Source organism: Streptomyces albidochromogenes (genome assembly GCF_005981925.1).
Lineage (GTDB): Bacteria > Actinomycetota > Actinomycetes > Streptomycetales > Streptomycetaceae > Streptomyces > Streptomyces albidochromogenes.
In genome coordinates this window covers 1-24,437 of the sequence record NZ_VBVX01000074.1, presented here as the reverse complement: position 1 = coordinate 24,437, position 24,437 = coordinate 1, and the positions used below count along the sequence as shown (strand labels likewise).

At 72.0% G+C, this 24,437-nt stretch carries 22 protein-coding genes and 1 pseudogene; 11 read left to right on the top strand and 12 right to left on the bottom strand.

The features are described from left to right. Window positions 1-123 precede the first annotated feature (123 nt). Window positions 124-2,319 carry a discoidin domain-containing protein gene (locus E2E34_RS12795; RefSeq protein WP_138902015.1) on the bottom strand — a complete coding sequence of 732 codons (2,196 nt, stop codon included), beginning with the start codon at window positions 2,317-2,319 and terminating at the stop codon, window positions 124-126. Window positions 2,320-2,421: 102 nt separating this feature from the next. Then, window positions 2,422-3,765 (bottom strand): ROK family transcriptional regulator, encoded by a 1,344-nt coding sequence (locus E2E34_RS12790; protein WP_138902014.1) that lies wholly within the window; start codon window positions 3,763-3,765, stop codon window positions 2,422-2,424. Between the two features lie 153 nt (window positions 3,766-3,918). Here E2E34_RS12790 and E2E34_RS12785 point away from each other — a divergent pair, with 153 nt between their 5' ends. From E2E34_RS12785 to E2E34_RS12770, 4 genes are read left to right on the top strand one after another with little or no spacing between them, the layout of a single operon-like run. Then, on the top strand, window positions 3,919-5,226 hold the full coding sequence (locus E2E34_RS12785) for an ABC transporter substrate-binding protein (RefSeq protein ID WP_138902013.1): 1,308 nt from the start codon (window positions 3,919-3,921) through the stop codon (window positions 5,224-5,226). Between the two features lie 8 nt (window positions 5,227-5,234). Next, on the top strand, window positions 5,235-6,251 hold the full coding sequence (locus tag E2E34_RS12780) for a carbohydrate ABC transporter permease (protein ID WP_425573361.1): 1,017 nt from the start codon (window positions 5,235-5,237) through the stop codon (window positions 6,249-6,251). Continuing rightward, on the top strand, window positions 6,241-7,131 hold the full coding sequence (locus E2E34_RS12775) for a carbohydrate ABC transporter permease (RefSeq protein WP_138902012.1): 891 nt from the start codon (window positions 6,241-6,243) through the stop codon (window positions 7,129-7,131). Before E2E34_RS12780 ends, E2E34_RS12775 begins: the two co-directional genes overlap by 11 nt. A 20-nt stretch (window positions 7,132-7,151) precedes the next feature. Then, window positions 7,152-8,525 (top strand): GH1 family beta-glucosidase, encoded by a 1,374-nt coding sequence (locus E2E34_RS12770; RefSeq protein ID WP_138902011.1) that lies wholly within the window; start codon window positions 7,152-7,154, stop codon window positions 8,523-8,525. 98 nt (window positions 8,526-8,623) lie between these two features. On the opposite strand, the gene E2E34_RS35415 is transcribed toward E2E34_RS12770, so the two are convergent. The 4 genes from E2E34_RS35415 to E2E34_RS12755 form a co-directional block, all read right to left on the bottom strand. Further along, window positions 8,624-8,800 carry a hypothetical protein gene (locus E2E34_RS35415; protein WP_167518280.1) on the bottom strand — a complete coding sequence of 59 codons (177 nt, stop codon included), beginning with the start codon at window positions 8,798-8,800 and terminating at the stop codon, window positions 8,624-8,626. A 142-nt stretch (window positions 8,801-8,942) separates the two neighbouring features. Further along, on the bottom strand, window positions 8,943-11,048 hold the full coding sequence (locus E2E34_RS12765; RefSeq protein ID WP_138902010.1) for a xanthine dehydrogenase family protein molybdopterin-binding subunit: 2,106 nt from the start codon (window positions 11,046-11,048) through the stop codon (window positions 8,943-8,945). A gap of 17 nt (window positions 11,049-11,065) precedes the next feature. Continuing rightward, entirely contained in the window at window positions 11,066-12,052 is a 987-nt protein-coding gene (locus tag E2E34_RS12760) for an FAD binding domain-containing protein (RefSeq protein ID WP_138902009.1), read from the bottom strand. Further along, on the bottom strand, window positions 12,049-12,591 hold the full coding sequence (locus tag E2E34_RS12755; protein ID WP_244315690.1) for a 2Fe-2S iron-sulfur cluster-binding protein: 543 nt from the start codon (window positions 12,589-12,591) through the stop codon (window positions 12,049-12,051). The genes E2E34_RS12760 and E2E34_RS12755 overlap by 4 nt, the downstream gene beginning before the upstream one ends. Before the next feature lie 134 nt (window positions 12,592-12,725). On the opposite strand from E2E34_RS12755, the gene E2E34_RS12750 reads away from it, so the two are divergent. The 6 genes and pseudogenes from E2E34_RS12750 to E2E34_RS12725 all read left to right on the top strand — a co-directional run. After that, on the top strand, window positions 12,726-13,097 hold the full coding sequence (locus tag E2E34_RS12750; protein WP_138902008.1) for a VOC family protein: 372 nt from the start codon (window positions 12,726-12,728) through the stop codon (window positions 13,095-13,097). A gap of 15 nt (window positions 13,098-13,112) precedes the next feature. Beyond that, the gene (locus tag E2E34_RS12745) at window positions 13,113-13,307 is read left to right on the top strand and encodes a hypothetical protein (RefSeq protein ID WP_138902007.1); all 195 of its coding nucleotides are present in this window, start codon (window positions 13,113-13,115) and stop codon (window positions 13,305-13,307) included. Window positions 13,308-13,413: 106 nt separating this feature from the next. Then, window positions 13,414-13,590: a CsbD family protein gene (locus E2E34_RS12740; protein WP_138902006.1), complete on the top strand. Its 177-nt coding sequence runs from the start codon at window positions 13,414-13,416 to the stop codon at window positions 13,588-13,590. Between the two features lie 90 nt (window positions 13,591-13,680). Then, window positions 13,681-14,388, top strand: a complete 708-nt coding sequence (locus tag E2E34_RS12735; RefSeq protein WP_138902005.1) for an HAD family hydrolase — start codon at window positions 13,681-13,683, stop codon at window positions 14,386-14,388. 24 nt (window positions 14,389-14,412) lie between these two features. Continuing rightward, the gene (locus E2E34_RS12730) at window positions 14,413-15,639 is read left to right on the top strand and encodes an FUSC family protein (RefSeq protein WP_244315688.1); all 1,227 of its coding nucleotides are present in this window, start codon (window positions 14,413-14,415) and stop codon (window positions 15,637-15,639) included. Window positions 15,640-15,740: 101 nt separating this feature from the next. After that, window positions 15,741-16,088: pseudogene (locus E2E34_RS12725) on the top strand (ATP-binding protein); the annotation flags it as partial. Here the strand turns inward: E2E34_RS12725 and E2E34_RS12720 are convergent. The 5 genes from E2E34_RS12720 to E2E34_RS12700 all read right to left on the bottom strand — a co-directional run bounded on the left by E2E34_RS12720 (window position 16,009) and on the right by E2E34_RS12700 (window position 21,563). Continuing rightward, window positions 16,009-17,070: a SigB/SigF/SigG family RNA polymerase sigma factor gene (locus E2E34_RS12720; protein WP_425573362.1), complete on the bottom strand. Its 1,062-nt coding sequence runs from the start codon at window positions 17,068-17,070 to the stop codon at window positions 16,009-16,011. The pseudogene E2E34_RS12725 and the gene E2E34_RS12720 overlap by 80 nt on opposite strands. Before the next feature lie 103 nt (window positions 17,071-17,173). Next, window positions 17,174-18,211 carry an NAD-dependent epimerase/dehydratase family protein gene (locus tag E2E34_RS12715; protein WP_138902004.1) on the bottom strand — a complete coding sequence of 346 codons (1,038 nt, stop codon included), beginning with the start codon at window positions 18,209-18,211 and terminating at the stop codon, window positions 17,174-17,176. 137 nt (window positions 18,212-18,348) lie between these two features. Further along, a complete protein-coding gene (locus E2E34_RS12710; RefSeq protein ID WP_138902016.1) occupies window positions 18,349-18,690 on the bottom strand; it encodes a hypothetical protein in 342 nt (113 codons plus the stop codon). Between the two features lie 49 nt (window positions 18,691-18,739). Further along, entirely contained in the window at window positions 18,740-20,473 is a 1,734-nt protein-coding gene (ctaD, locus tag E2E34_RS12705; RefSeq protein ID WP_138902003.1) for an aa3-type cytochrome oxidase subunit I, read from the bottom strand. Window positions 20,474-20,585: 112 nt separating this feature from the next. Next, entirely contained in the window at window positions 20,586-21,563 is a 978-nt protein-coding gene (locus E2E34_RS12700) for a DUF6777 domain-containing protein (RefSeq protein ID WP_244315686.1), read from the bottom strand. A 412-nt stretch (window positions 21,564-21,975) separates the two neighbouring features. On the opposite strand from E2E34_RS12700, the gene E2E34_RS12695 reads away from it, so the two are divergent. After that, window positions 21,976-23,283, top strand: coding sequence for a streptophobe family protein (locus E2E34_RS12695; RefSeq protein ID WP_138902001.1), 1,308 nt, complete (start codon window positions 21,976-21,978; stop codon window positions 23,281-23,283). 7 nt (window positions 23,284-23,290) lie between these two features. On the opposite strand, the gene E2E34_RS12690 is transcribed toward E2E34_RS12695, so the two are convergent. Further along, complete coding sequence (locus E2E34_RS12690; protein WP_138902000.1) at window positions 23,291-24,298, bottom strand: serine/threonine-protein kinase; 1,008 nt, start codon at window positions 24,296-24,298, stop codon at window positions 23,291-23,293. Window positions 24,299-24,437: the final 139 nt, after the last annotated feature.

Sequence of the window (24,437 nt, the reverse complement as noted above, 5' to 3'; positions counted from 1 at the left end):
CCACGCGAACGACCGGTGACCCGTTCCCCCGCCGGGCGGTTCGGCGGGGGAACGGGTCACCGGTCGTTCGCGTGGTGCGCGTGGGCCGTGATCAGGGACGGTCCGGCCCGGCGCGCGGGGGCGTCAGGGGAACGAGACCAGGGTGGACGGCACCGTCGAGGTGCCGGCCGGGACCGTGGACGCGCCCGTGTTGTTGATGACGTGGTTGTAGTGGCCCATCCCGCCGAGCGAGACCACGAGCAGGCTGTGGAACTTCACGCCCGGTCTCACCGGGGCCTTGAAGCCGTGGTCCTGGCGGATGTTCGGGTCGGAGGTGTAGTTGCAGTAACTGCCGAGCCCCCAGCCCTCGTGGACGTCGACGGAGTCGTCGACCCGGTAGGCGGCGTAGCCCTTGGTGTCGCCGTTCTGGATGGCGGCCTGGTTGGGCGCGTCGTACGCCTTCTCGTTCTGGTAGAAGATCGTCCGGCCGCGCTCGCCGTACCACTCGACGTCGTACTTGTTGAAGTGCTCGACGAACAGGCCGGTGGCCAGCACGTCGTCGCCGTACACCCTGACTCCGTAGTCGGCGCGGTTGGTCTCCCAGCCGACGCCCTCGCCGTGGTCGGCGCGCCAGACCCAGGTGTGGTCGATGACGGTGTCGTCGCTGTTGACGACGATCGAGGTGGTGGCCTTCCCGGCGCCCGCACCGCCGACGCGGACGTACACGTCCTGGACGGTGGTGGGGTTGGCGGCGTGGTCGGCGGACGCGTTCTGCGGGCCGAGTTCCAGAAGGGTCGGGGAGTTGACGGGGCCGGCGTCGATCAGGAAGCCCGCGAGCTTGACGCCGTCGACGTCCGCGACCTTCATCGCCGTCACGCCGCCGTCGGGGATGATCGTCGCGAGGCCGAGGCCGAGGACGACGGTGTTCGCACGGTCGACGTTGATGGTCCGGTCGACGTGGTAGACGCCGGGGGTGAAGAGCAGGTGCAGCCCCTGGGACAGCGCCTGGTTGATGGTGGCCGCGGTCGCGCCGGGCTTGACCACGTAGAACTTGTCCAGGCCGATCGACTCGCCCTGCGGGGTGCCGTTCCAGGAGACGCCGCGGGCGTTGGTCCGCTTGGCCGGGACGAAGACCTTGTACGTGGAGCCGTCCAGGTACAGGAACGGCTTCTCGCGGGAGATCGGGGTGGTGGCGAGCGTGGTGTACGGCGGGTTCGGGAAGCCGGTCGCCGGAGCGCCCTCGACACCCGAGAACGTCATGTTCCACACGCCGTTGGTCCAGCCGCCGACGGAGCTGTCGCGGGTGTACCACTGCTGCTGCGAGTACGGGCCGACCGTGCCGTCGATCTTGCTGTCCGCGATGTAGCCGCCCGAGGCCCAGCCGTAGCCCGCCGGGGCCAGGTTGAGGCCGCCCTTGACGTGCATGCGGCGGAAGGAGGCGGCCTGCGAGACGGCCCAGCGGTTGGTGCCGCTGACCGGGTTCAGGGCCAGATTCTCCGCCGAACGCCAGAAGTTCTGGGTCGCGTTGCCGTTGAACCAGCCGGCGTCGACGGTCACGTCGCCGTTGATGGTGGTGTCGTCGGGCTTGAGGCCGAGGCCGGCTATGGAGGTGTAGAAGCCGATCTGGGCGTTGAGGTTGTCGTACGTGCCGGGCTTGAAGAAGAAGGCGTGGCGTCCGCTGCCGAACTGCGCCGACTCCTGCTGCTTGAAGACGTCGTCCAGCTTGGCCTGGATGCCGGGGGTGGACGGCTCGAAGACGTGGACGTTGGGGCCGAGGTCGCCGCCGCCGGGCAGTTGCGGGCCGCCGGGGCCGGACTCGCCGTACACCTTGAACTCCCAGAGCGAGTAGCCGTACTGGGTCCCGCGCGTGGTGCCGTGCACGCGGATGTAGCGGGCCTCGCCCGTGAGGTCGACGGTGTCCGTGCCGCCGTCACCGGTGGTGGTCTGGTACGCCGTCGTCCAGTCGCTGCCATTGGCCGACAGCTCGATGCGGTAGCCCTTGCCGTACGCCGTCTCCCAGTTCAGGACGACCTGGCTGATCCGGGCACTCGCGCCGAGGTCGACGCGCAGCCACTGCGGATCGGTGTGGGCGCTCGACCAGCGGGTGGTGGTGTTGCCGTCGACGGCCGCGGTGGCCGGGGTGCCGGCGTTCTCCTCGCTGGAGGCGGTGACCGGCTTGCCCTGGGAGAGCAGCGTGGGCGCCGCCTCGGCCGTACCGGCGGGGACGAAGAGCAGCAGCGTGGCGACCAGGGCGGTGACCATGGCGCAGACAGTGCTCTGACGTGCGGAAACGGGGGGTCTGTGGGGCGGGGGCGCCACGTATGTGCCGACAGCGGGCATGGGGTGTTCTCCTCGGTCGCAGGGAGAAGCGCGTTCGGAGAGCGCTCTCCAAGCACGAGATGCTTGTCCGCTCACGCTGCCGGGGTCAAGGGGCGTGCGTGACTATTTCGTCGCCGGTTCCTGCGCGGTGATCGTCCGCTTCCGCGTCTCCATGGTGGCCCGCCAGCCGGCCTGCCCGGCCGGTGAATCGCCTTCGCCCGGCTGCTCGTTCAGCCGTCCGCCGCGCGCGAAGAAGTCGGCGAGCGGCAGGGTCGCCGCGCCGACGGTGACGGCGTCCGGCCCCAGTCGTCCCAGCTCGATGGAGACCCGCCCGGCCGGATGGCGCAGGGCGTAGGCGGCGGCGTGGGTCCGTACGGAGTCCAGGATGTACGGGGCCAGCTGGAGCCCGGCCCAGCCGCACAGCAGTACGCGTTCGGGGCCGTAGAGGTTGATCAGGTCGGAGATCCCCGCCCCCAGGTACTCCGCCGTCTCGTCCAGCACGGCCCGGGCCACCGGGTCGGCCTCCCCGGCGGGCGGGTAGGCCGCGGCCAGCAGCGCGGTGACCGCCGTCTCCTCGTCGGTGTCGGCCGGCAGCGACGCGCCCGCCTCCTGCCAGCGCTGCACCAGCGCCTCAGCGCCGGCGTATGCCTCCAGGCAGCCGAGCGCCCCGCAACGGCACCGCCTGCCGCGCACGTGCAGCGTGGTGTGGCCCCACTCCGCGGCGCTGCCGCCGGCTCCGCCGAAGACGGCGCCGTCGGTCACGATGCACGCGCCGATGCCCGAGCCGAACAGCACGATCGCCGCGTCCCGTACGCCGCGCCCGCCGCCGAACCACATCTCCGCCTGCCCGAGGGTCCGGGCGCCGTTCTCGATGAAGAACCGCGTGCCCGGGGGCAGGACGGCGCACTCGCGCAGCAGCGACTCCAGCGGTACCGCGTCCCAGCCGATGGTCTGGCCGTGCACCACCGCCCCGCCCCCACCGTCGGCGCCGCGGTCGACGATGCCCGGGATGCCGACGCCGACGCCGAGCAGCAGGTCGGCGGTGATGCCGGCCCCGCTCAGCACCTCCCCGACACCGTCGCTGATGTGCCGGACCACCGACGCGACGTCGTAGCCGTTGCGCCGCATCGGCCGCTCCCAGCGGGCGAGTTCGGTCATGACCAGGTCGAACAGCTCGACGCGCACCCGGGTTTCGCCCACGTCGACACCGATCAGGTACGCCCCGGAGGGGACCACCCGCAGGAGGGTGCGCGGGCGGCCGCCGTCGGAGTCGACCGTGCCGGCCTCCTCGACGAGCCCTTCGGCGACCAGCTCGGCCGCGATGGTGCTGATGGAGCCCGAACTGAGCGATGTGGTGGTGCCGAGAGCCTGACGGCTCATCGGGCCGTCGAAGTACAGTCGTTGCAGTACCTCCTTCCGGCTGCTTCGTCGCAGGTCACGGACGGTTCGTCTGCTCGGCATGGCCATGTGGCTCCCTTCCTTCGTGCAACATACCGCTGCTTCAACTCTTGACGCGACCCTCTCTCGGGTCTTAACTCACGTTTTAAATTAAGCCATGAGGTTGTTCGGGGACCGAATGCGACCCGGGCTCTCCACCCCTTCCGAAGGGCCGTCTTCGCCATGCGCAGAATCCGAGCCGCGGCAGCCATAGCCATCGTCACCTCCCTCACCATCGCCGCCACCGGCTGCGGCGGCGGCGAAGGCGGCACGGGCGGCGCCTCGCCCAAGACCCTGACGTACTGGGCCTCGAACCAGGCGCCCAGCGTCGAGGCCGACAAGAAGATCCTCACCGCGGAACTGAAGAAGTTCGAGAAGCGGACCGGCATCAAGGTGAAGCTCGAAGTGGTCCCCTGGTCGGACCTGCTGACCCGCATCCTGGCCGCCACCACCTCCGGCCAGGGCCCCGACGTCCTCAACATCGGCAACACCTGGTCCGCCTCCCTCCAGGCCACCGGCGCCCTGCTGCCGTGGGACGACGCCGCCTTCGACAAGATCGGGGGCCGCGACCGGTTCAGCGAGGCGGCCGTCGCCTCGGCGGGAGTCGAGGGCAAGGACCCGGCCGCCGTGCCGCTCTACTCGCTCTCGTACGCCCTCTACTACAACAAGCGGATGTTCGAGGACGCCGGCGTCGAGAAGCCCCCGGCCACCTGGGACGAGCTGGTCGCGACCGGCAAGAAGCTCTCGAAGGGCGGCAAGTGGGCCCTCGGCGCCGAGGGCTCCAACCTCTCCAACAACATCCACCAGATCTTCGCGCTCGGGCAGCAGCACGGCTCGGACTTCTTCGACGCCTCGGGCAAGCCGGACTTCACCTCCGACGCGAATGTCGCCGCCGTGAAGCAGTACGTCGACTTCATGGCCAAGGACAAGATCATCGCGCCCGGGAACGCGGAGTACGCCCAGAACCAGTCGCTCCAGGACTTCGCCCGGGGCAAGACCGCCATGGTCCTGTGGCAGGCCGCCGCGAGCACCTTCGCCGCGCACGGCATGAAGCCGGACGACTGGGGCGTGGCCCCCGTACCCGTGCCGTCGGGCGCACCGGGCGGCGGCCGTCAGGTCAACTCGATGGTCGCCGGCATCAACATGGCCGTCTTCAAGAACAGCAAGAACCTCGACGGGGCGACCGAGTTCGTGAAGTTCATGACGAGCGACGAGGAGCAGAAGATCCTCAACGACAGCTACGGCTCCATCCCGCCGGTCAAGGCCGCCCAGCAGGACCCCGCCTTCGCCGCCCCCGACCGCGCCGTCCTGCGCGACACCCTCGCCAAGAGCGCCGCCCCGCTGCCGCAGGTCCCCGAGGAGTCCCAGTTCGAGACGGCAGTGGGCACCGCCGTCAAGGAACTGTTCGCCGACGCCGCCGCCGGCCGGCCGGTGACCACCGAGTCCGTCAGGGCGCGCCTGTCCAAGGCCCAGCAGCAGATGCCGAAGTAGGTCCGACCGTGACACCCGCAGCCACCACCACGCCCCGGCGGGCGCCCTCGGGGAGCGTGTCCGAGCGGACCGGAGCGCAGCCGCCCCGGAGCCGCCGGCCCCGTCTCCCCGGGCGCCTGCGCCGCATCGGCCTGCCGTACCTGCTGCTGCTCCCCGCACTCGTACTGGAACTGCTCGTCCACCTGGTGCCCATGGCCATCGGCATCGTCATGAGCTTCCGCGAACTGACCCAGTTCTACATCCGCGACCTGAACAGCGCGCCCTGGAACGGGCTCGACAACTTCGCACTCGCTGTCGACGTCAACCAGCCGGTCGGCGAGTCGCTGCTCCGCTCCTTCCTCACCACCTGCCAGTTCACCGTGCTCTCCGTCGGTCTGTGCTGGCTGATCGGTACGGCGGCCGCCGTCTTCCTCCAGGAGAACTTCCGCGGCCGCGGCCTCCTGCGGGCCGTCTTCCTCATCCCGTACGCCCTGCCGGTCTACGCGGCCGTCATCACCTGGGCGTTCATGTTCCAGCGGGACAACGGCCTGATCAACCACGTCGTCCACGACCAGCTCGGCCTCACCGACACCCCGCCGTTCTGGCTGATCGGCGACAACAGCTTCGTCGCGCTGCTCGTGGTCTCCGTGTGGAAGGGCTGGCCCTTCGCCTTCCTCATCATGATGGCCGGTCTCCAGAACATCCCCCGGGAGCTGTACGAGGCCGCCGCCATCGACGGCGCGGGCGTCTGGCAGCAGGTGCGCCGTATCACGCTCCCGTCGCTCCGGCCGGTGAACCAGGTCCTGGTGCTCGTCCTCTTCCTGTGGACGTTCAACGACTTCAACACGCCGTACGTCCTCTTCGGCAAGGCGGCCCCGGAAGCGGCGGACCTGATCTCCGTGCACATCTACCAGTCCTCGTTCGTCACCTGGAACTTCGGCACCGGGTCCGCGATGTCGGTCCTGCTGCTGATCTTCCTGCTGGCCGTGACGGCCGGGTACCTCCTGTTCACCTCGCGAGGAAAGAAGCCCGCCGATGCCCACTGACCGCGTCACCGCCGCGGGGCCGGCGCGGCGGCGCTCGCCGACCGCACCGCCCAAGTCCTTCCTCCGGGCCCGGAGGATCTTCATGACCCTGCTGACCGGCTTCGTGCTCCTGCCGGTGTACGTCATGGTCAGCAGCTCCCTGAAACCGCTCCAGGACGTGTCCGGCTCGTTCCGCTGGATGCCGAGCGGGCTCACCGTCCGCCCGTACTTCGACATCTGGGACACCGTCCCGCTCGCCCGCTACTTCGTGAACTCGCTCGTCGTCGCGGGGGCCGCCACCGTCTGCTCGGTGGTGATCGCCGTCTTCGCCGCGTACGCCGTCAGCCGCTACGACTTCCGGGGCAAGCGCGTCTTCACCGTGACGGTCCTGTCCACCCAGATGTTCCCCGGCATCCTCTTCCTGCTGCCGCTCTTCCTCATCTACGTGAACATCGGCCAGTCCACCGGCATCGCGCTCTTCGGCTCCCGCGGCGGGCTGATCCTCACCTACCTCACCTTCTCCCTGCCGTTCTCCATCTGGATGCTCATCGGGTACTTCGACTCCGTGCCGCGCGAACTCGACGAGGCGGCCAAGGTCGACGGCTGCGGCCCGCTCGGCGCCCTGCTGCGCGTCGTGGTCCCCGCCGCCGTGCCGGGCATCGTCGCCGTCGCCGTATACGCCTTCATGACGGCCTGGGGCGAAGTCCTGTTCGCCTCCGTGATGACCAACGACACCACCCGCACCCTCGCCGTCGGCCTCCAGGGCTACTCCACCCAGAACGACGTCTACTGGAACCAGATCATGGCCGCGTCCCTGGTCGTCAGCGTTCCCGTGGTCGCCGGATTCCTCCTGCTCCAGCGCTACCTGGTCGCCGGCCTCACCGCCGGAGCCGTCAAGTGACCCATGCCGAAAGGAACGTCGTGACCGCCCCCTTCGACCCCAACGCCCTCGCCCCGCTCCCCGAAGACTTCGCCTGGGGGGTGGCCACATCGGCGTACCAGATCGAAGGCGCGGTGACGGCGGACGGCCGCGCTCCGTCGATCTGGGACACCTTCTCCCACACCCCCGGCCGGACCGACAACGGCGACCACGGGGACATCGCCTGCGACCACTACCGCAGGTGGCCCGAGGACATCGCCCTGATGAAGCGCCTGGGAGTGACCGACTACCGCTTCTCGGTCGCCTGGCCGCGCGTCGTCCCCGGGGGCGACGGACAGGTCAACCGGGCGGGCCTGGACCACTACGCGCGCCTCGTCGACGCCCTCCTGGAAGCCGGCATCACCCCCAACGTCACCCTCTACCACTGGGACCTGCCCCAGGCGCTCCAGGACCGCGGCGGCTGGCCCGAGCGGGAGACCGCCGAGCACTTCGCGGCATACGCGGAGGTGGTCGCCGGGGTCCTGGGGGACCGCGTGCGGCACTGGGCCACCCTCAACGAGCCGCTGTGCTCGGCCTGGATCGGCCACCTCGAAGGGAGGATGGCCCCGGGGCTCACCGACATCACCGCCGCCGTCCGCGCCTCCTACCACCTGCTCCTCGGCCACGGCCTCGCCACCTCGGCCCTGCGCGCGGCGGCGCCCGGCGCGCAGGTCGGCATCGTCAACAACCTCTCCACCGTCGCGCCCGCCACGGACTCCGACGCCGACCGGGCCGCCGCCCGCCGCGCGGACGGCCACACCAACCGCTGGTGGCTCGATCCGGTCCACGGCCGGGGCTTTCCCGCCGACATGATCGACGTGTACGGCGTGGACCTGCCGGAGCGCGCCGGTGATCTTGCCACCATCGCGCAGCCGCTGGACTGGCTGGGCCTGAACTACTACTTCCCGGCCGTGGTGAGCGACGACCCGGCCGGCCCGTACCCCTTCGCGCGGCAGATCCGCCGGCCCGGCGTGCCGCGCACGGGCATGGACTGGGAGGTCGACGCGGGCGGCATCGAGACCCTGCTGATGCGCCTCACCGACGAGTACGGGGCACGCAGGCTCTACGTGACCGAGAACGGGTCCGCGTATCCCGACACGGTGCTCGCCGACGGCACCATCGACGACCGCGAGCGCGCCGCGTACCTGCGGGAGCACCTGGCCGCCTGCGCACGCGCGGTACGGCGGGGCGCGCCGCTCGCGGGCTACTACGCCTGGTCCCTGCTGGACAACTTCGAATGGGCGTACGGCTACGACAAGCGCTTCGGCCTGGTCCACGTCGACTACGCGACCCAGCGCCGCACGATCAAGGCGAGCGGACACGACTACGCCGGGATCATCCGCGAGCACCGCGCGCGCGGCGCCCGCGCGGCCTGACGCACGCGAGCGGCCCGGGGCGGGGTTCCACCGGCCCGCCCCGGGCCTGTTCCTGTCGACTGTCCGCGTTTCGCCCCGCCTCCGGCGCCCTCAGCCCGTCACCGCCGGCGGCCCCGGGCCGACCAGCCGGCGCCCAGGCCCGCCACGTGCAGGGCCAGCAGGGCGAGCCCGACGAGCATGAGGCTCGTCGGACCGAAGATCGTTTCCGTCGACGTCTCGGTCGCGTGAATGATGAAGGCGATGACGAAGACCACCGCCGCCGCGATTGCCAGCATGTTCTTCTCCTGCCGCTCGACGGCGCGTCACACACGGTCCGGTGGCTGCGCCGCTGACAGCCTTGTGCCCCGCCGCCTGCCGCTCATGCGTCGCCCACGACGCGGCCGCCCCGGACCGCCCGCGTGCCGCCGGGCGGCCCCTTCAGCGCACCGGACCCACGTGCGGCAGCACCTTGTCGGGCGTCAGCGGCAGGTCCCGCAGCCGCGCTCCCGTCGCGTGGTGAACGGCGTTGGCGATGGCCGCCGCCGTGCCGACGACGCCGATCTCACCGATGCCCTTGCTGCCCATCGGGTTGAGGTGCGGATCGTCCTCGTCGACCCAGTGCGCCTCGATCGACCGCACGTCCGCGCACGCGGGGACGTGGTACGACGCCAGGTCGTGCTCCGCGAAGTCCCCGAACGCGGCGTCCATCGTGCTGTGCTCCGTCAGCGCCATGCCGATGCCCATGGTCATCCCGCCGATGAACTGGGAGCGCGCGGTCCGCGGGTTGAGGACGCGCCCCGCCGCGTACACGCCCAGGAGGCGGCGTACGCGGACCTCGCCCGTCACCGTGTCGGCCTGGACCTCGGCGAAGTGGGCGCCGAACGCGTGCCGCGCGTACGGCGGTTCCTCCGCCAGCTCACGCTCGGTGTCCGCCGCCGCGCTGATCCCCTCGGCCGGTACGCCGCCCGGGCTCTCCCGCAGCCGCTCCGCCAGGAGGGCGCACGCCTTGTGCACCGACCAGCCCCACGACGCCGTGCCCGACGAGCCGCCCGCGAGCGGCGCCACCGGAAGGTCGCTGCTGCCGATCTCGACGCGCACCGACTCCAGGGGCGCGTCCAGCACGTCGGCGGCGATCTGCGCCAGCACCGTACGGGCCCCGGTGCCGATGTCGGTGGCGTTGACCCGTACGGCGTACGTGCCGTCGGGGGCGGCGTGCGCGGTGGCGGCCGACGGGCTGATCAGCACGGGGTAGGTGGCCGCCGCGACCCCGGTGCCGAGCAGCAGGCCGCCCTCGCGGCGGACACCGGGCCGCGGGTCGCGCCCCTCCCAGCCGAAGCGCCGCGCTCCCTCCCGCAGGCACTCGGCCAGGTGACGGCTGCTGAACGGACTGCCGCTGTCGGGCTCGGTCTCCGGTTCGTTGCGCAGGCGCAGTTCCACCGGGTCGATCCCGGCGGCCACGGCGAGTTCGTCCATCGCCGACTCCAGCGCGTACATGCCGGACGCCTCGCCCGGAGCGCGCATCCACGACGGCGACGGCACGTCCAGCGCGACGACCCGGTGCCCGGTGCGGCTGTGCGGCGAGGTGTACATGACCCGGGCCGGTACGGCGGCCTGCTCCACGAACTCCTTGACCGTCGACGTCTGCGTGACGACCTCGTGCGCGAGCGCGGTGATCACGCCGTCCGGGCCGGCCCCCAGCCGTACCCGCTGCACGGTCGGCGCGCGGTGACCCACGACGGCCGCGAGCTGGCGGCGGGGGAGCGCCAGCTTGACGGGACGCCCGGTGTGCCGCGCGGCCATGGCGGCCAGCACCACCTGCGGGCGCGGCGTGCCCTTGGAGCCGAACCCGCCGCCGACATGCTCGGAGACAACGGTGATCCGCCGCTTCTCCAGTCCGAAGACCTGCGCCAGCGCGTCGCGCACCTTGGTGGACCCCTGGCTGGAGTCGTACACGGTCAGCCGGCCGTCGTCCCACAGGGCGGTCGAAGCGTGCGGTTCCATCGGGTGGTTGTGCTGCGCGCTCATCGTGTACGTCGCGTCGACGCGCACGGCGGCCGCCGGATAGGCCGTGTCGAAGTCACCGCGCTCCCGGACGGCGGGGACGCCGCTGTTCGCCTCCTCGGGGGTGTAGAGGTCCGGATGGGTGGTGGTCAGCGTGACGTCGTGCTCCTCGGCCGCGTACTCGACGCGCAGCGCCTCGGCCGCCGCCGCGGCGTGCTCCGGCGTGTCGGCGACCACCAGGGCGACGTACCAGCCGCGGTGGGGCACCCGGTCGCTCTGGAGGACCGCGAGGATCGGGTCGTCCGGCTCCTTCAGTCGGGGCGCGTTCTCGTGGCTCAGTACGGCGTGCACGCCCGGCAGGGCCAGCACCTCGTCGTCGTGCACGGCGGTCACCCGCCCGCGTGCGACGGTCGCCGGCACGGGTACGGCGTAGGCGCAGCCCGGCGGGGTGTGCTCCGCCGCGTAGCGCGCGGCGCCGGTGACCTTGTCGCGGGCCTCCGCGCGGACGGCGGGTGTGCCGAGGGGGCTGTGTGCGTGCGTCATGACGGTGTGTCACGTCCTCAAGTACGGGAAGCGAGCTCGGCCAGCACGCTGACGGCGAGGTTGCGGGCGAGCGGCACCTTGAAGCCGTTGTCGCGCAGCGGCTCGGCCGCGGCGAGTTCGGCGTCGGCCGCCCGGGCGTACGTCTCCTCGGTGGCGGGCGCTCCGCGCAGCACCTCCTCCGCCGCCCGGGCGCGCCAGGGCACGTGCGCGAGCCCGCCGAACGCGAGGGCGGCGTCCCGCACCACACCGCCCTCGACGCGCAGGACGGCGGCGACGGACGCGAGAGCGAAGGCGTACGAGGCGCGGTCGCGCGCCTTGCGGTAGCCGCAGTGGGTGCCGGGCAGGACGGGCGGCAGGGTGACCCCGGTGATCAGCTCGCCCGTACGGACGACGGTGTCCTGGTCGGGGCGGTCGTCCGGCAGCCGGTGGAAGCCGGTGAGGGGGACGGCGCGCGCGCCCTGCGGGCCGCACAGGTGGACTGCGGCGTCCAGGGCGGCCAGCGCGACAGCCATGTCGGAGGGGTGGGTGGCGACGCAGTGCTCGGAGTGGCCGAGCACCGCGAGGTCGCGGTGCACACCGTCGCGGGCGGGGCATCCGGTGCCGGGAGCACGCTTGTTGCAGGGCTTCGAGGTGTCCTGGAAGTACGTGCAGCGGGTGCGCTGCAGCAGGTTCCCGGCGGTCGTCGCCACGTTGCGCAACTGCCCCGAGGCGCCGGAGAGCAGGGCCTGAGACAGGGCGGCGTAGCGGGTGCGCACGGCCGGGTGGGCGGCCAAGTCACTGTTGCGCACGGTCGCGCCGATGCGCAGGCCGCCGTCGGGCGTCTCCTCGATCCCGTCCAGCGGCAGCCGGCTGACGTCGATGAGGAGGTCCGGGGCCGCGACCCCGAGCTTCATCAGGTCCACGAGGTTCGTGCCGCCGCCGAGGTACTGCGCCCGCTCGTGGCCGGCGAAGGCGTCGACCGCCTCCTCGGCGCTCTCGGCGCGGAAGTACGCGAACGGCTTCACCGCGCCACCTCGCCGATCGCGTCGACGATGTTCGGATAGGCGCCGCAGCGGCAGATGTTGCCGCTCATGCGCTCGCGGATCTCGTCCGGCGTGAGGTCGGCGGGAGCGCCGGGGGAGCGATGGGGGGACGTGACGTACGAGGGGTGCCCTTCGGCGGCCTCGGCCAGCATCCCGACGGCCGAACAGACCTGCCCCGGCGTGCAGTAGCCGCACTGGAGGGCGTCCCGCCCGACGAACGCCTCCTGGACCGGATGGAGCGTTTCGCCTTCCGCGAGGCCCTCCACGGTGGTGACGCGCGCCCCGTCGTGGGCGGCCGCGAGCAGCAGGCAGCTGTTGGCGCGCCGGCCGTCGACGATCACGGTGCACGCCCCGCACTGGCCGTGGTCGCAGCCCTTCTTCGCCCCCGTCAGGCGCAGGTGCTCGCGCAGGGCGTCGAGCAGGGTGGTGCGGTGGTCGAGCATCAGGGTGTGCGGGGTCCCGTTGACGTGCAGGGTGAGGACAGAGCTGTGCGCGTTCTCCTGCTGGCTGGTCGGCTCCACTCCGTGGCACCTTTCCGGTACGGAGACATCGCTTCGTACCTCTTCCTACCAAAAGGTTCCGCCGGGCGCGTTCCGGTTCAGGCGGCCCGAGCGGGGTACCGGGGTGGGACGCAAGCTTGAGCAAGGAGGTCGCAATGGCCATCGCGAAGTACAGCCTCGTGGCCGTGGACTGTCCGGACCCGCGGGCACTCGCCGGCTTCTACGCCGCGGTGCTGGGCGGCGACGTGAAGAAGGACAGCGAGGACTGGTACGACCTGTACCTGCCCGACGGGCCCCGCATCGCCTTCCAGCGGGCCCCGGGGCACCGGCCGCCGGACTGGCCGCGGGCCGACGGCGACTCCCAGCAGATGCATCTGGACTTCGACGTCCCCGACATCGAGGCGGCGCAGGCGCAGGTGCTCGCACTCGGCGCCACGCCGCTCGATCTGGACGACGAGGACGGGAAGCGGGGCTTTCGGGTGTACGCCGATCCGGCGGGCCACCCGTTCTGCCTCTGCCGCGCCTAGGAAGGACCGAGCACCATGAGCGACTCGTACACGCAGGACCCGCAGGACGACGGCAAGCCTGTGCCGCGCGACCTGCCCGACCAGCAGGCGACGGACGGCGAGGACTCGCCCGACGAGGCAGAGCGTCCCGCCGCGCGGGACGACCGCGACGACGGCGACCAGGCGTCCGCCGCCGGCCAGGAGCCGGCCCCGGAGGAGCCGACCGGCTGAACGGGAGCGGTGTGACGCGGCGTCCCGGATTGCAGGCGGACGGTGACCGGCGCAAGGTGGGTGAGCCAGGTGCACATCACCTCCGATCTCTGGAAGGAACACCCTCGTGAGCAAGGCAAAGGCGAAGGCGAAGCAGGTCAAGGGCAAGATGAAGGAAACGGCGGGCAGGGTCAAGGACGACCCGGCCATGGAGGCCGAGGGCCGCGGGGAGCAGCTGCGCGGCAAGACCCAGGAAACAGTCGCGAAGACCGGCGACCGGGTGAAGAGGTCGGCCGCGAAGTAGCGCGGCCGCACCGGTACGCGGAGCGGGCCGCGCCGCCACGGCGGCGCGGCCCGTCGGTCTGTTCGAGAGGCTAGGGAAGGGAACGGCGACATGGAGCGCGCGGCCGTCTTCGATGTCGACGGAACGCTCGTCGACACCAACCATCTGCACGTGACGGCGTGGTGGGAGGCGTTCCGCCAGGCCGGGCACGACGTCGTCATGCACGACATCCACCGCTCCGTCGGCCTGCCGGGCCACGACCTCATCGCCCGGCTGCTCGGCGACGACCGCGACACCGGCCAGGACGACGCCATCAGCGCCGCCCACAAGACCCTGTACGCGACGTACGCCGACCGGCTGCACCCGCTCCCGGGAGCCGGCCGGCTGCTGCGGACCCTCGCCGGGCAGGGCTGGACCGTCGTGCTCGCCACGTCGGCGAGCGGCGGGGAACTCGCCGCGCTGCGCCGCGCGATCGACGCCGACGACGCGATCGGCGCCACCGCGAGCTCGGAGGACGTGGACGAGGGCAAACCGGCGCCCGAGCCGGTCGAACGGGCACTGGAGCTGGCCGGGGTGCCCGCCGAACGCGCGGTCTTCGTGGGGGACACGGTGTGGGACATGGAGGCCGCCACCCGGGCGGGCGTGCTCGGCGTGGCGCTGCGCTGCGGGGGCATCCCGCAGCGCGACCTGGAACGGGCCGGCGCGGCGGCCGTCTACGACGACCCGGCCGACCTGCTCGCGCGGATCGACGACAGCCCGGCCGCCCGGGTGGGGCAGGGATTGGACGCGGCGCGTCAGGGCACCCGGGGCCCGTCGTAGGCAGGCCGGGTCCCGGAGGCGTCAGTGGCAGTCAGTGAGAGCGAGCACCGGTTGTACCGAGGCGGTGCCGCACTCGGCCGGATGGGGCAGTGGCTGCGCTGGGAGGCGGCGGCGATCGGCCGCTCCGCGCGCCGCGCGGTGGCGGGACCCGGTCCCGAGCGCGATGTCGTCACCCAGTCGCTGAAGGCCGCGGGCGCCGCCGCGGCGGCGTGGGCGCTGACCGGCTGGTGGTGGAACGCGCCGATGGCGCTGATGGCCCCCTGGACGGCGGTCGTCCTCGTGCAGAGCACCGTCTACCGCTCACTGCGCTCCGGCGTCCAGCAGCTCGTCGTGATCGCGCTGGGCACGGTGCTGGCGGCGGGGGCGGCCAACCTGACGGGCGACACCATGACCGCGATGGTCCTGGTGCTGCCGGTAGCCGTACTCATCGGCACCTACGCGCGCTTCGGCGAGCACGGCCTGTACGCGCCGACCACCGCCGTGTTCGTGCTGGCCTACGGGTCGTACTCCGGTCTCGACATCCTGCACCGGCTCTTCGAGTCGGCCGTCGGCGCGGTCATCGGCATCGCGGTGAACGCGCTGATCCTCCCGCCGGTCCATCTGCGCAGCGTCCGCGACTCCCTGCGCCGCCTGCCCGAGGAATGCGCCGATCTGCTGCACGCGGTCGCCCAGGGCCTGCGGGAAGGGTACGGGCGGCAGGAGGCGGAGGGCTGGCACGACCGGGCGCGCCGGGTCCCGGTGATCCTGGCCGACCTGCGCGACGCCCGGCTGTGGACCCGCGAGAGCTACCGCCTCAACCCCGGCCACCGGCTGCGCCGTACCGGGGCCGCGCTGCCCCCGACCGAGTGGGACCAGGCGTGGGAGCGGATCGCCGACCCCCTGGTGGCCCTGATGCGCACGCTCGCCAGTACGGTCAGCGAGGAAAGCCCGCTCAGGCGGCTTCCGGACGCCGCCGTGGGGCACCTGGCGGACCTGCTGGGGGCGGCCGGCGACGTGTGCGCGGCCGACCGGGCCTTCCTCGGGGGCCGGGGGCGCGGCGCGCGGGAGGAGCGGGCGCGCGCGCTGGAGTCCGCCTGGTCCGCGCACGGACGCCTGAAGCGGCAACTGGTCGAGCAGGACAGCGAGACGGCGACGTCGCTGGGTGGCCTCGTCGCCCAGTCCCAGCAACTCCTGCACGAGCTGGCGCCGGTGGAGAGCGAACGGACCCGCCCCGGCGGCCGCCCGTCGCACGGTGACCGGAGCAGTGGGTAAAAGCCAACTTTTGGGGCACCCGGTGGCCATAGCCTCAAAGCTCCGAAGACCCTCTCAGAACCCACGGGTGCTGAGACCCCAACCGAGACGAGGGGTGCGTCATGGCCGTAGGTGACGTCCTCCAGTCGCGGGGCCGGACCCGACGGCTGACCCTGCGCGGCATGGAGGACGTGGTGAGTCGTTGTCGCGACTTCACCCGGGGCGCGCTGGCCGACTGGCGGTGGACTCCGGCCGCGGACGAGGAGGAGCAGGCCGTCGTCGACGACGTACTGCTGCTCGTGTCCGAGGTGGTCACCAACGCCTGCCTGCACGCCGGCGGTCCCCAGGAGATCCTGCTGCACTGCACCGCCGACCGGCTGCGCGTCGAGGTCACCGACGGCAGTCCGGTGCGTCCGAGACCACGGCCGTCCGGCGTGGGCGTTCCCGGCGGGCACGGCCTGACGGTGCTGCGGCGCCTCGCCCGGAGCTGGGGCTCGGTGCCTCGGGGAGGCGGCAAGGTGGTGTGGGTGGAGGTGGCGGCACCGCACGGCCACCAGCGGCGGTGGGCCTAGCCGGCGGACCGTCGTCGTCGGCGAGGAGCGCATCGCGCAGGGTCGTCAGGATGCGCGTGAGCAGCCGCGACACCTGCATCTGCGAGATCCCCATCCGCTCGCCGATCTCGCGCTGGGTCAGTTCCTCCACGAACCGCATGGTGAGGATCATCCGGTCCCGCTCGGCCAGCGCGGTCACCGAGGGCTTGAGCGCCACGACGCATTCGACGGTGTCGTACGCGCGGACCTCCTGGCCGAGGCAGCACTGGGTGAAGCCGGCCGGGGCGTCGTCGAACACGACGTCCAGCGAGCGGGCGTTGTAGCCGTTCGCGGCCCGCCGGCCCTCCCGGACCTCGTCCTCGTCCACCCCCAGGTGGGCGGCCAGCTCGGCGCCCGTGGGCTCACGGCCGAGCCCCTGCTCCAGGACGTCGGACGCGCGGGCGATGTCGATCCGCAGTTCCTGGAGGCGGCGCGGCACGCGGACGTCCCAGCTGTTGTCGCGGAAGAAGCGCTTGATCTCGCCCTCGATCGTCGGCAGCGCGAAGGAGGGGAACTCCACCTCGCGCCCCAGGTCGAAGCGGTCGATGGCCTTGATCAGGCCGATCGTGCCCACCTGGACGATGTCCTCCATGGGCTGGTTCCGGTTGCGGAACCGCGCCGCCGCGTACTTCACCAGGCTGAGGTTGATCTCGACCAGGGTGTTGCGGACGTACGCGTAGTCGGGAGTGCCCTCCTTCAGCGTCGCCAACCGCTCGAACAGGGAGTCGGAGAGGGCGCGTGCGTCCAGTGTGCAGAGCGTCGCTGGATCCGGGATCTCGGGGAGACCGGCCGGCCCCGGCCGGCGCGAGCCGGGTTCGGCGGCTCCGGATTCGGTTTCACGGGTACGCAGGCGGCTGGACATGAGGCTCCTTCGACGCGCTGAGGGGAACCGTCGTTCGAGCGTCCTGTCGATATCTTACCCATATGGGCGTTTTGCCGCCTTGTTGTGCGGGCTGAACGCGCGTCTAGCCCGCCTTGCGGCCCGCGAGCGGCGCCGTCTGCTCACCGCTGCCCTTGCGCACCCCTTCCAGGAACTCGCCGATGGCTTCGACGGACGTGAGCCGCGGCTCCCAGCCGAGCTCCCGGCGCGCGCGGGACGCGTCCAGCACGGGCATCCGCAGCACCGCGTCGAACAGGTGCGGCGAGGCGGGGGCCAGGCGCGCGTTCCAGGCCGCCGCCAGCGCAGCGCGTACCACCCCGGCGGGCACCTTCACCACCTTCGCGTCCAGCAGGTCGCCCAGTACCTTCGCGTCGACGACGGGGTCCGCGGCCAGGTTGAACGCCCCGCTCACGTCCCGCAGCACGGCCTGCAGATAGGCCTGCGCGGCGTCGTCGGTGTGCAGGGCCTGGAGCACGAGCCCCCGCATGTCGGGCACCCATGGCAGCAGGTCCGGCCGCAGCAGCGGGCCGGGCAGGAAGCGCCCGGCGAAGATGCGCCGCTGCTCGCTCGCCGATGTCTCCTTGAACAGGAACGCGGGCCGCATGCGTACGACGCGGACGTGCGGGTGCTCGTACTCGAAGGTGTCCAGCACCCGCTCCAGGTACGCCTTCTCCCGGCAGTACGCCGCGTCCGGCCAGCCGTGCGTGGGCCAGGACTCGACGACACCCGGAGCCTCCTTCGGGCCCGGCGAATACGCGCCGACCGACGAGGCATGGACCAGCGCGGGCACCCCGGCGGCGGCGACCGCCCCGAAGACCCTCAGCGAGCCGAGGACGTTCGTCTGCCACGTCAGCACCGGGTCATGCGTCGGCTGGAAGCGCCAGGCGAGGTGGACCACGGCGTCGGCCCCGGCGAACCAGCCGGCCAGCCCCTCGCCGTCCGCCTCCTCGCCCAGGTCCACGGACGCCCACTCGGTCCGGGGAAAGGCCAGATCGGGAACCCTGCGCGCGAGACCCAGGACGGAGCCGACCCGTGGGTCCTCCGCGAGGGCGCGCACCACGCTCGTACCGACATTCCCGGTGGCGCCCGTGACGACCACCCGCAGTCCTGTTGTCTCGCTCATGAGGCACTCCGTGACCTTGCTCGGGCTGACTGTGCGTGCGAACCAGGCGGACATCCTGCGGGTCCCCACCACAGCCCGGGTGAAACAACGCGGACCGCCGCACCGCCGGGCCGCCCGGCGGTGCGGCGGTCCGCGTGTCAGCGCACGAGCAGGGTGACCACCGCGCAGGCCCCGCCGGCCAGGCCCGCGCACACGGCGGCCGTCGCGACGCAGCGCGCCCTCAGCCGGCGGTAGCGCTCGGTGTACTCGGCGCGCAGCGCGGTGGACCGCGCCGCCACACGCACCAGGAAGGCTTTGGAGACGGCCAGCCGGTCGGCCGTGTAGGCCCGCTCCACGTCCTCGCGCTGCGCGGTGGTCAGCCACGGCAGCTGCTCGGCGAAACGGCCGGCCTGGTGGCGGGCCTCCGCCACCTCGGCGCTCCACAGGAGGTACCCCTCCAGCTGGGCCAGCCCCTGCGCGCTCTCCTGCTCGGGCTCCACGCTCACGTCTCCTTCCTTGCGCGGGCGCTTCCCTCCGTGGCCGGCGTACTCACTCCTGCTTGTCACCGGGCGCCACCGTCACCGACACGTCGGGGCGGTTGTGCGCCTGGTCGAGGGCCGCGATCAGGGGGTGGTGCAGGTCGAACGCGGGGGACTCGGAGCGGATGCGGGGGAGCGTGACGAAGTTGTGCCGGGGCGGCGGGCAGGAGGTCGCCCACTCCAGCGAACGTCCGTAGCCCCAGGGGTCGTCGGCCGTGACCGGCTTGCCGTACTTCGCGGTCTTCCAGACGTTGTAGAAGAACGGCAGCAGCGACATGCCGAGCAGGAAGGAACTGATCGACGAGATGGTGTTCAGCGCGGTGAAGCCGTCGGCGGCCAGGTAGTCGGCGTACCGGCGCGGCATGCCCTCGGCGCCCAGCCAGTGCTGCACCAGGAACGTGCCGTGGAAGCCCACGAAGAGCGTCCAGAACGTCATCTTGCCCAGCCGCTCGTCCAGCATCTTGCCCGTGAACTTCGGCCACCAGAAGTGGAACCCGGCGAACATCGCGAAGACCACGGTGCCGAAGACGACGTAGTGGAAGTGCGCCACCACGAAGTACGAGTCGGTCACGTGGAAGTCCAGCGGCGGAGACGCCAGGATGATGCCGGTCAGACCGCCGAAGAGGAACGTGACGAGGAAGCCCGTCGCCCACAGCATCGGCGTCTCGAAGCTCAGCGAGCCCCGCCACATGGTGCCGATCCAGTTGAAGAACTTCACCCCGGTCGGCACCGCGATCAGGAACGTCATGAACGAGAAGAACGGCAGCAGCACCGCTCCGGTGGGGAACATGTGGTGCGCCCATACGGTCGCCGACAGCCCGGCGATCGCGATCGTCGCGCCCACCAGTCCGATGTAACCGAAGATCGGCTTGCGGCTGAAGACCGGAATGATCTCCGTGACGATGCCGAAGAACGGCAGCGCGATGATGTACACCTCGGGGTGGCCGAAGAACCAGAACAGGTGCTGCCACAGGATCGAGCCGCCGATGGCCGGGTCGAAGATGTGCGCGCCGAACTTGCGGTCCGCCTCCAGCGCCAGGAGCGCCGCGGCCAGCACCGGGAAGGCGAGCAGCACCAGGACACCGGTCAGCAGGATGTTCCAGGTGAAGATCGGCATGCGGAACATCGTCATGCCGGGTGCGCGCATGCAGATGATCGTGGTGATGAAGTTGACCGAGCCGAGGATCGTGCCGAAACCGGAGAAGGCCAGACCCATGATCCACATGTCGGCGCCGACCCCCGGCGAATGCACCGCGTCGTTCAGGGGCGAGTACGCGAACCAGCCGAAGTCCGGCGTCCCGTCCGGGGTGAGCAGGCCGCCCACCGCGATGAGCGAGCCGAAGAGGTACAGCCAGTACGCGAACATGTTCAGCCGCGGGAACGCCACGTCGGGCGCGCCGATCTGCAGCGGCATGATCCAGTTCGCGAACCCGGCGAACAGCGGCGTCGCGAACATCAGCAGCATGATCGTGCCGTGCATCGTGAACGCCTGGTTGAACTGCTCGTTCGACACGATCTGAATGCCGGGACGGGCCAGTTCGGCGCGCATGAGCAGCGCCATCACCCCGCCGATGACGAAGAACATGAACGACGTGGTCAGGTACAGCGAACCGATCGTCTTGTGGTCGGTGGTGGTCAGCCACTTGATGACGACGTTGCCCCGCTGGTGGGGGTGGACCGGAAGCTCGTCCTCGTAGCTCTCCGGTTCCGGTCCGGCCGATCCTGCGGTGTTCATCGTCGTCATTACGACGTTCCTCCGGTTGCCATTCGTGTGCGGCGGCCCGCCGGCCCCCTGCCCGGCAGCAAACCAGTCACGTGACACGGATGCGCGTCAGGAAGCCGGTGGAGCCCCGAATTCACTCGGTCGGCCCCTCCGAGGCGGGGGTGTCGGGGGCCGGCGCCGGCGGCGACACCGGTGACTCCGGCGCCGGTGACTCCGGCGCGGGCGACTCGGGGGCGGGCGAGTCCGGCTCCCGCTCCGACGGCGGCTCCTGCGACGTCGGCGGATCCGAACCCGGAGGCGGCGTGGACGGCGCCTCGGACGGGGGCGCCGTCGACGTCTCGTCGGCGGACGGCGAGGGGGACTTCGTCTTCGTGGGGGGCGGCGTGGTCTGCTCGTCGTCGGCGCCGGTGTCACCCGCGTCGCGCTTGAACCAGTCGTCGCTCTCCGGGTCGAACATGACGAACTCGTCGACCGGCTCGGGAGCGGGTTTCACCGTCACGACGGCCGAGGACCGGTAGTCCGGCCACGGGTCGCCCGTCCGCTTGGCCGTGCCCTGGACGGCGACCGGCGGACGCAGCGGATTGCCGCACGCGCAGCGCACCCGCGGCACGCCGCGGTCGTCGACCATGACGGCGGTGCCGGCCTGGAGCACGGACTGGTAGGGCGTGGGGGAGCCGTTGCGGTAGCCGTGGTTGGTGACCCGGGTGTCCATCCGCAGCTGCACCGGGGTCAGCGACCGCAGGTACGCGGGGACGCCGGTCGGCTCGATGTCCAGGACGGACGCGAACGCCTTGTTCTTGTCCTGCTGGGCGGTGAGCGCCGAGATCTGCTTCTCCACGTTGCAGCTCGCGACCTTCCGGGTCCCGCCGTAGAGACCCGGCTCCGAGCCCTCCACCGCCTGGGTGACGTTGGACCCGGTCGGCGACCCGCTCGGCCGTACGCTCTGCGGTGCGGTCGGCGACGCCGTCGCCGCCTCCGAGGGCTTCTGCGCCGTCGACTCGGTGTACGGATCCGGGCCGGAGGAGCCCGCCGCTTCGAGGAACACCTCGCCACCCGCGGCGGACTTGCCGTCCGGCCGGGTGAGGACGACGGTCACCACCACCGCGGCCACGACGAGGGTGGCGATGGTGGCGATCCTCGGTACGTTCCGCCACCAGGGGCGGTCGGGGCCTCGGGATCCGCCCGGCCCGCCGGGACCGCCCCCCTGTCCGCCGCCGCCCGTACTGCCGCCTCCGGGCGGGCCGTACGGGGGGCCGGAAGGTGTCTCGGGCGGCGGCGTGGGCCTTCCCTGCCCCGGTTGCGTGGGGCCGGAGAGCGGGCCGGAGGGCGGCCCTGTGGGGCGGCCGGACGACGGCGGTTCAGCACTCACGGGCGGTACTCCCCAACGTAGGGATCGGTCGCTGTGTGCACACTTGGTTCCACTTTGCGTGCTTATTGTGTGCCTCGCACCCATACGGGCCGCAAGCTGACGCGGTCGGCCCTCTCCGGCGGCGGACCGCCGCTCCCGTGCTTAGCGTGACCACGTGAGCCAGCGAAAGTTCAGCGACCCCGGCCCTGCCACCCGCGCCACCAGCGCCGTCCGCCTCTGGCGCGACGCCCTGGTGGCCGTGCTCGCCGGCCTGGCGGCCATGGTCGTCACGGCCGTGCTCGGTCTGTGGGCAGCGGGCGCGGCGGACCTGCCGGGAGGCGCGTTCCCCCGCGTCGCGGCGGCCGTCGTGGTGATGGCGGTCGGCGGATCGGTCGACATCGCGGGCGGCGCCGGGGAACTCGCGCAGACCCGGGCCGACCTCTCCGTGCTGCCGCTCTCGGTGACCCTCGCCGGGGCCCTGGTGACCGCCGCGCTCTTCCTGCGGCCACTGCGCCACCGGGCCGTCGCGGGCACCCGGGAACTGGCCGGGCGGGCCGGCCGGCTGGCCGCCCTGTGGGTGATCGGCCTCGTCGTCCTCTCGCTCCTGGCGCGCTTCACCTTCACGATCCCGCTGGAAGACCCGACGGGCGGTCTCCTCGACGACCTGCTGGGGGACGACGGCGCGCCCAAGGTCGGCTTCCGGGCCGACATCGCCCTCACCGTCCTCTTCGGACTGCTGTGGCTGGCGGGCCTCCTGTTCGTGGCTCTCCTCGTCTCCCGCAAGGCCCCGCTCCCCGCCCGCCTGGTGCGCTTCCAGGAACCCGTCCGGCCCGCAGCCTTCGCGATGGTCGCGCTGCTGCTCGCGTACGTCGCGCTGGGACTCGTCCTCGCGCTCGTCGTCGTGGTCACGCACGGCCACAAGGCGGAGACGTTCGCGGTGATCCTCCTCGGACTGCCGAACCTCGCCTGGATCGCCCTCACGCTCGGTCTCGGCGGGTCCTGGGAGGGCAAGGTGGAAGGCCCCTTCGGGCTGCCCATGCCACAGGTGCTGGACGAGGTGCTCCGTACGAAGGACATCTCCACTCTCAGCCTCGGCACACTCACCGAACACGACGGAAGGGCGTGGTGGCTGCTGGTCGCCGCCGCGATCCTGGTGCCGGCCGCCGCGTTCCTCATGGCCGTCCGCTCACCCGCGCGGATGCGGCACTGGCAGCACGCCCTGCACATGGCCGTCGCCCTCACCCTCACCGTGCTGATGATCTGCCTCGTCGCCCGCGTCTCCGCGCGCCTGGGGCTCTCGCTGCTCGGCCTCGGGGATCTCTTCGACGCCGGCGGCGGCCTCGGCGGAGAGGTGTCGCTGCGGCCGCGCCTGTGGACGGCGCTCGGTTTCGCCGTGCTGTGGGGGCTGGTCGCGGGGTTCCTCGGCAGCCTCCTCGCCTCCCGGGTCCGCCGCCGGGGCGAGGTCCCGCCGCGGGCCGCCTGACCGTCGCCTAACCGACGTTCCCCCTGAACACCGGAAGCGCCCAGCGGGGCGGCGCGGGCGGAGCCTCGGCGGTGAAGGACGACCCGCCGGTGTGCGGCGTCACGCGGACCGGCCCGTGGTCGTCCGGGCCGAAGCCGACCGCCGCGGCGCGCAGCGCGGCCACGAACTGCAGGCAGGAGCCGTACCGGTCGTCCGGGCTCTTGGCGAGCGCCTTCGCCAGTACGCCGTCGACTCCGGCCGGGAGGTCCGGGCGCTGCGCGCTCAGCGGTGGCGGCGGGTCGAACTGGTGGGCCCACAGCAGCGCCATGTCGTCGTCGCGCTGGAACGGCGGCGTACCGGCCATCGTCTCGTGGACCACGCAGGCGAGGCTGTACACGTCGCATCTGCCGTCCACCGGGCGCCCCGAGATCTGCTCCGGCGCCACGTAGTCGAGCGTGCCGACGAACTGGCCGACGGTGGTGAAGCCGGTCAGCGACAGCGACTTCTTCGTCAGGCCGAAGTCGGTGAGGTACACGTGCTCCGGGTGGTCGCTGTCCGTGCCCTCCGCCACCAGGATGTTGCCCGGCTTCACGTCCCGGTGCACCAGGTCGTGGGCGTGGGCGGCGTCCAGCGCGGACGCCACCTGCGCCGCGATCCGGGAGGCGGTGGCGATGGGCAGCGGCCCCTGCCGGTCGAGCAGGTGCCGCAGGTCCTGACCGGCGACGAAACGCATGGCGATGTACAGAACGCCCTCGGTCTCGCCGGCCTCGAAGACGGGCACGATGTGCGGATGGTCGATCGCGGCGGCCACCCGGGACTCGTGGCTGAAGCGCCGTCGGAAGGTGTCGTTGCGCGCGAGTTCCGGCGCCAGCAGCTTCAGGGCGACCGTACGGTCGAGGCGCAGATCCCTGGCCCGGTAGACGACGGCCATGCCGCCGCGGCCGATCTCGCTCTCCACCCGGTACCCGGCGATCTGGCTGCCGACGAGTTCGGACGGCCTCCCGGCCAGGCCGCTCTCGTGCGGCGTGCGCGCCATCACCCGTCACCGGGCCGGGCGGGCGGACGCGGGGCGGTGCCGTCCCCGGGTCGCACGATCCGCGTGGCCTCGCGATCGCGGCCACCGTCGCCGTCCCCGCCGTCGTCCGGCTCCTGGGGCACGCCGCCGACGACGCGGG

Coding starts and splice junctions, on each gene's coding strand:
- E2E34_RS12795 (WP_138902015.1), bottom strand. CDS start 2,319: ATGCCCGCTGTCGGCACATACGTGGCGCCCCCGCCCCACAGACCCCCC.
- E2E34_RS12790 (WP_138902014.1), bottom strand. CDS start 3,765: ATGGCCATGCCGAGCAGACGAACCGTCCGTGACCTGCGACGAAGCAGC.
- E2E34_RS12785 (WP_138902013.1), top strand. CDS start 3,919: ATGCGCAGAATCCGAGCCGCGGCAGCCATAGCCATCGTCACCTCCCTC.
- E2E34_RS12775 (WP_138902012.1), top strand. CDS start 6,241: ATGCCCACTGACCGCGTCACCGCCGCGGGGCCGGCGCGGCGGCGCTCG.
- E2E34_RS35415 (WP_167518280.1), bottom strand. CDS start 8,800: ATGCTGGCAATCGCGGCGGCGGTGGTCTTCGTCATCGCCTTCATCATT.
- E2E34_RS12765 (WP_138902010.1), bottom strand. CDS start 11,048: ATGACGCACGCACACAGCCCCCTCGGCACACCCGCCGTCCGCGCGGAG.
- E2E34_RS12750 (WP_138902008.1), top strand. CDS start 12,726: ATGGCCATCGCGAAGTACAGCCTCGTGGCCGTGGACTGTCCGGACCCG.
- E2E34_RS12745 (WP_138902007.1), top strand. CDS start 13,113: ATGAGCGACTCGTACACGCAGGACCCGCAGGACGACGGCAAGCCTGTG.
- E2E34_RS12735 (WP_138902005.1), top strand. CDS start 13,681: ATGGAGCGCGCGGCCGTCTTCGATGTCGACGGAACGCTCGTCGACACC.
- E2E34_RS12720 (WP_425573362.1), bottom strand. CDS start 17,070: ATGTCCAGCCGCCTGCGTACCCGTGAAACCGAATCCGGAGCCGCCGAA.
- E2E34_RS12715 (WP_138902004.1), bottom strand. CDS start 18,211: ATGAGCGAGACAACAGGACTGCGGGTGGTCGTCACGGGCGCCACCGGG.
- ctaD (WP_138902003.1), bottom strand. CDS start 20,473: ATGACGACGATGAACACCGCAGGATCGGCCGGACCGGAACCGGAGAGC.
- E2E34_RS12690 (WP_138902000.1), bottom strand. CDS start 24,298: ATGGCGCGCACGCCGCACGAGAGCGGCCTGGCCGGGAGGCCGTCCGAA.